The following is a 1729-nucleotide window of genomic DNA, read 5'->3' as shown; positions in this document are numbered from 1 at the left end:
CTCAACTTGATACTCGATTTGGCTCAGATAAATATTCACGAATTGGTGGACAACTAGGTTTAAATTATTCATTCTAACAATAGTAATATCTTAGTAAATACAAAGCAGTACGATTTAGTACTGCTTTTTTATAGAAAAAAGATATGTGATTCAAACTAAATTGAAAAAGGGGATATTTAGCACTGACTAAATAAAGAATTTAGTCTAAAAAAAATCATAACATGAACAATATATTGAAAAAAAAAGATTGCTAATTGATTATGTATTTTAAACGCAGAATATGAAAATTTTGTGCAAAAATAATCGGTTTATTAACTTTACATTAACTTACAATTAACAAAAAAAACAATTAATTATAATTATATTACGCTTTTTATTAGAAATTTTCGATAGATTAAATGTTGATTGATCGCTTAATCCGATCAATAATGTTTTTTACATAAGTCTCTTGAATCTTAGTGACTATGTTTAATATTGTAAAATGAAGGAAATTTAACAAATGAATAAAATTTATAAAGTTTTGAAAAATAGACAAGGAATTAGTCTGGCAGTTTCGGAATTAGCCAGAGGAAGAGGTAAAAAAACTAAATCAGTATTAATTAATGCCACAATTCTTGGGGCTTTATCTGTTTTATCTTCCGGCAATGCTTTTGCTGCACGTGTTAATATAGATACCAATCAAATTATTAAAGGTGATGACACTGGAACTTTGCCTAATGGCGTAGTCAGCAATGATGAATATATCATTGGTCAAAATGGACATTTAACAATTAGTGATAATGGTACATTAAAAATTAATAGAATTATAGTGGCACATGATGTAGATACTTCTGCTCAATTTACACTCGACAATGGTCATTTCATTAACTCTACTGGTGATGCTTATTTAGGATCTCAAGGTAACGCTAATATTCTTATTACTAATGGCGGCACTTTTACCAATACTGGATGGTCATCATTACGTATAGGTCATTCTAGCACTTCTAATACAACTTTAACTGTATCAGGTAAAGGCAGTACAATAAATCAAGTTAACTCACAAGATATGGGGATTGCCGGCGACGGTAAGGCTGTAGTTAATATTTTAGATGGTGGTGTTATTAATTCATCTCGAGCTACATTTGTCGCAAGTGGTAATGGAAATGCGATTATTAATATTGACGGTGAAGGTTCTGCTTTTAATTCAGGTGGTATGCGAGTAGGAACGCAATCAGCTGATAAAGATGGCTATGGTGAAATTAATGTAACCAATGGTGGTAGTTTAAATATTGCTGATGGTGATGCAGGTACATACAACAAGCTAGCTATCAGAAATGGTAAAGTATTAATTGATGGTAAAAATTCTCAATTGAACGTGATGTCTGAAATTATCGTCAATGAGGGTGGTAATCATTCTGCTAGTTTAACCGTTGCAAATGATGCAGCCATCAAAACTCAAAAAGGCGATAAATCTGGTGAGGATCTCGGTATTCGAGTTGATCAAAATGGCGCCCTTAATATCGGTGGCGAAGTTGGAAAAGCCGCTGAAAAAGCAGGTTCTATTGATACGCCAAAAGTTGGATTAAGAAATGGTGGTAAATTAAATATTAATCATACTAACACTGATTATCAAGTAGGCTGGGATATTGATGGAAATGGGGATGTCAATGTCGTCTCTGGTGATAACTTTATTAGTGGTAAACATACTTATGAAGGAAACACTAATATAACCGGTGGTTCTTGGAATGCG

The 1729-nt window shown here is 32.4% G+C and carries 1 pseudogene; it reads left to right on the top strand.

Features of this window, described 5'->3' with window-relative positions:
- Positions 1-499: 499 nt before the first annotated feature.
- Positions 500-1729, top strand: a pseudogene (locus tag ACGH47_RS11345) (hypothetical protein); the annotation flags it as partial.

The organism is Gilliamella sp. CG16 (assembly GCF_046635785.1).
Taxonomy (GTDB): Bacteria; Pseudomonadota; Gammaproteobacteria; order Enterobacterales; family Orbaceae; genus Gilliamella; species Gilliamella apicola_I.
Note: the sequence above shows the minus strand (reverse complement) of the source record. Positions and strands in the feature narration are given on the sequence as shown.